Raw genomic sequence first — 3969 nt, 5'->3', positions numbered from 1 at the left:
GTTAATAGTATGCCAGAATCTAACCCGAGTAAAGATGAATTTCTTTACCCCCATCATCCCTATCGAGGGAAAGCCTATCCCCAAAACATTGTCTTTAACGCAAATTTACAAGAGTTTGCGCAGAAAGTCAGCTATATCTGTAATTTAGAAACCGGTGGTAAAATCAGTTCTCAAGAAGCCTATCACAAAATTAAAGACTTATGGAAAGAATTGAAGTCCTCTCATAAAGGATTAGAAATGGATGAATCAACGGATGATTCGGAAAGCTGAGAGGGTTGTTTCACCCGATAACCCTGATCTTTGATCTGTAGGATGCAACACTGATTGATAATAAAGCATGAGTGACCCAATATTTTGGCTGGCATTGTCCTTATTTTTAGTTGCCATTAGTCTCACCGCCGTGCTAGTCGCGGCGTTTCCGGCTTTTTTGGAACTAGCGCGAGTCGCTCGTAGTGCAGAAAAATTGTTTGATACGTTAGAAAAAGAACTCCCGTCAACCTTAGACGCTATTCGTCTCACCGGTGAAGAAGTAGCGGAACTGACAAATGAAGTGAATACGGGGGTGAAAAATGCATCTCAAGTGGCAAAACAGCTCGATCGCGGTGTGACAACGGCTAAAAATCAAGCGCAAGGGGTGAGAAAGCAAACCCGAGGAGTGATTACAGGCGTGAGAGTGGCTTGGAAAACGTGGCGCGGAACGCAGTAGTTGTTCATTCGTTTTCAAATGGTGGGTTGAGTTTGGACAAGGGAGACAAGGAAGACAAGCTAATGATATTAATCGCCTAGTCGGTTAAATTATGAAAACCAGGAACAACTTATACTGGACAATTACTGATTTAGAACTGTTTCCGGAAGATGGCAAGCGGTATGAGATTATTGATGGAGAACTCTTTGTGACTCGTGCGCCTCATTGGAGGCATCAGGAAGTAACCGGGAATGTTTATGGAGTGTTACAGGCTTGGTCACGGAAAACAGGATTAGGACGGAGTACGGTTACCCCTGGTATTATTTTTTCAACAACCGATAGCGTCATTCCTGATGTCGTTTGGGCAAGTAACCAGCGTTTAGAAGCATGCTTAGATGAATCTGGACACCTCACCGACGCACCAGAATTAGTGGTGGAAGTGCTATCCAAAGGAGTGAAAGATAAACAGCGCGATCTAGAATTAAAACGAAAACTTTACTCCACCCAAGGTGTACAAGAATACTGCATTGTAGACTATCAGCAACAACAAGTTAAAGTCTATCGACGGGAACAAGCTGTTTTACAATTAGCTGTTACCTTACTCGCTGAAGATACCTTAACCAGTCACCTGTTATCTGAATTTAGCTGTCCTGTTGCAGAACTGTTCCTCTAACCATTACTCAGAATGACCATATCCACCACCGCCTGGAGTTTCAATAATAAAAACATCTCCCGGTTGCATCTCCACGGTTGCCGTACTGTCTAACTCCTCAAGGGTGCCATCATTTCTTTCAACAGCATTGCGTCCTGGTTTTCCCGACTCACCCCCGGCTAAACCAAACGGGGCAAACTGACGACGACCAGACAAAATTCCTGCTGTCATCGCTTCTAAGAATTTAATGCGACGGATCACGCCATTTCCGCCCTGATATTGCCCATTTCCGCCACTCTTTTCTCGAATCTTAAACTCTTCCACCAATACCGGAAAGCGCCACTCTAACACTTCTGGGTCAGTTAAACGGGAGTTGGTCATGTGGGTATGTACTGCATCCGCCCCTTTAAAGACCTTACCAGCCCCCGCACCGCCACAAATCGTTTCGTAATATTGATAGCGGTCATTACCAAAGGTGAAATTATTCATGGTCCCTTGAGAGGCTGCCATCACCTCTAACGCCCCATAAAGGGTGTCCACAATTAACTGAGAGGTTTCCACATTGCCAGCTACCACTGCCGCCGGCGGAGTGGGATTTAATAAGCACCCTTCTGGGATAATAATATCTAGTGGTTTCAAACAACCGGCATTCAGCGGTATATTATCATCCACCAGCGTCCGAAAAACGTATAGTACCGCTGCTTTACAAACTGCTGCTGGTGCGTTGAAATTACTGGCTTGTTGGGGAGAAGTGCCGGTAAAGTCAATGGTGGCGCGATGGGTCTCGCGATTAATTAAAATTTGGACTTGAATGTGTCCACCTGTATCCAACTCGGTGCGATAACTCCCTTCCCGCAACCGTTCAATTACTTTTTTAACCGCTGTCTCTGCATTGTTTTGCACATGGAACATATACGCTTGTACCGTTTCCAAGCTAAACTGTTCCACCATCCGCAGTAACTCTTGAACACCTTTCTCATTCGCTGCAATTTGCGCTTGTAAGTCGGCAATATTCTGAGTAACATTTCGCACCGGATAGTCACCCGTAGTAAGTTTTTCGACAAGGGCTTCTTCTCGGAAGTGTCCGTTTTCCACGAGGAGGAAGTTATCCAGTAATACCCCTTCTTCTTCAATGTGGGTACTGTAAGGAGGCATGGAACCAGGGGTAATGCCGCCAATATCGGCGTGATGTCCTCGGGATGCCACATAAAATAGAGGTGATGCACTCTCATCGACAAAAACAGGGGTAATTACCGTAACATCAGGGAGATGGGTTCCACCGTTATAAGGATTATTCAGAACATAGACATCCCCTGGTTTTAAGTTTCCTTGTTGCGCTGTAATTAAACTGCCCACACTCTCACTCATGGAACCCAAATGAACCGGAATGTGAGGGGCATTTGCCACTAATTGCCCGTTTTGGTCGAAAATGGCACAAGAAAAGTCTAATCGCTCTTTAATATTCACCGAATAACTGGTATTTTGTAGCGTTGTTCCCATTTGTTCAGCAATAGAACGGAACAAGTTATTAAAAATTTCTAAAAGCACGGGATCAGGGGTTTCTGTCACTGTGGGTTGTACGGTCTGCTTGACGGCTTCGCTTTGCTTACAGAGAATCAGATGACCATGATCATTTACCATTGCTTCCCAACCCAGTTCAATCATATTGGTTCCTGTGGGTTCTATAATCATCGCTGGACTGGGAATGGAGTCGCCTGGCTGTAAATCTTCTCGTTGATAAACTGGGGTATCGTGCCATTTCTCGCCGGTATAAACAGAAACGGTGGTGATGGGTTGCGGTGGCGTTTCTCGGGAACGGAGAACCGTTTTTTCTGCTAAGGGTTCGGTTTCATAAATCAATTCCACGGATATCGCTTCTACAATTAAGGGTTTTCCTTCCATAACAAAGCCATACCGCTGCTGATGAATGCTATTAAATTCCGCTTGCATCTGGTCTAAGCTGGCAAAGTTCACCAAGAGAGGCGAGTCTGTTCCTTCGTATTTCAGATGCACTTTTTGCTGGGTGGTGGTTCTTTCTGGCGAGGAAGTATTAGTTTGTTTTGCTAATTCTTCTTGCGCTTCTGTAATTAAGGGAGAAAAGAGGGATTTTAAGTCTAAATCGGGTGTCAATTTGGCTTCCACCGCTTTTTCTCGCAAGACCCGAATATCCGCTAAACCAATGCCATAAGCGGATAAAACTCCTGCATACGGATGAATCAGCACTCGCTTCATGCCTAAGGCATCCGCAATTAAACAAGCATGTTGTCCCCCTGCACCGCCAAAACAGCAGAGGGTATATTTTGAGACATCATAGCCTTTTTCTAAGGAGATTTTTTTGATCGCGTTTGCCATTTTTTCCACTGCAATAGCAAGAAAACCCGATGCAACGGCTTCTGGCAGGCGATGATCCCCAATTTTTGCGGTCAATTCCTGAAATTTTGCCTCAACAATCTCACTATTGAGGGGTTCATCTTGATTTTTTCCAAATACTTTCGGAAAGAACTGCGGTTGTAGTTTCCCCACTTTCACGTTGCAGTCGGTAACGGTTAACGGTCCGCCATTGCCATAAGCAGCGGGTCCCGGATATGCCCCTGCTGAAGCGGGTCCCACCCGATACCGTGACCCATCAAAC

4 protein-coding genes are annotated in these 3969 nt (G+C 45.2%); 3 read left to right on the top strand and 1 reads right to left on the bottom strand.

Going from position 1 to position 3969, the window contains the following annotated elements:
* Window positions 1-9 precede the first annotated feature (9 nt).
* The 3 genes from GVY04_21840 (at window position 10) to GVY04_21830 (ending at window position 1358) form a co-directional block, all read left to right on the top strand.
* Window positions 10-270 carry a hypothetical protein gene (locus tag GVY04_21840; protein NBD18672.1) on the top strand — a complete coding sequence of 87 codons (261 nt, stop codon included), beginning with the start codon at window positions 10-12 and terminating at the stop codon, window positions 268-270.
* A 67-nt stretch (window positions 271-337) separates the two neighbouring features.
* Complete coding sequence (locus GVY04_21835; GenBank protein ID NBD18671.1) at window positions 338-706, top strand: DUF948 domain-containing protein; 369 nt, start codon at window positions 338-340, stop codon at window positions 704-706.
* 91 nt (window positions 707-797) lie between these two features.
* Complete coding sequence (locus tag GVY04_21830) at window positions 798-1358, top strand: Uma2 family endonuclease (protein ID NBD18670.1); 561 nt, start codon at window positions 798-800, stop codon at window positions 1356-1358.
* A 3-nt stretch (window positions 1359-1361) separates the two neighbouring features.
* Here GVY04_21830 and GVY04_21825 read toward each other — a convergent pair.
* Window positions 1362-3969, bottom strand: a 2608-nt coding sequence (locus GVY04_21825) for a 5-oxoprolinase (GenBank protein ID NBD18669.1), incomplete at its 5' end; no start/stop codon positions are given.

Source organism: Cyanobacteria bacterium GSL.Bin1, assembly GCA_009909085.1.
Taxonomy (GTDB): Bacteria; Cyanobacteriota; Cyanobacteriia; order Cyanobacteriales; family Rubidibacteraceae; genus Halothece.
Note: the sequence above shows the minus strand (reverse complement) of the source record. Positions and strands in the feature narration are given on the sequence as shown.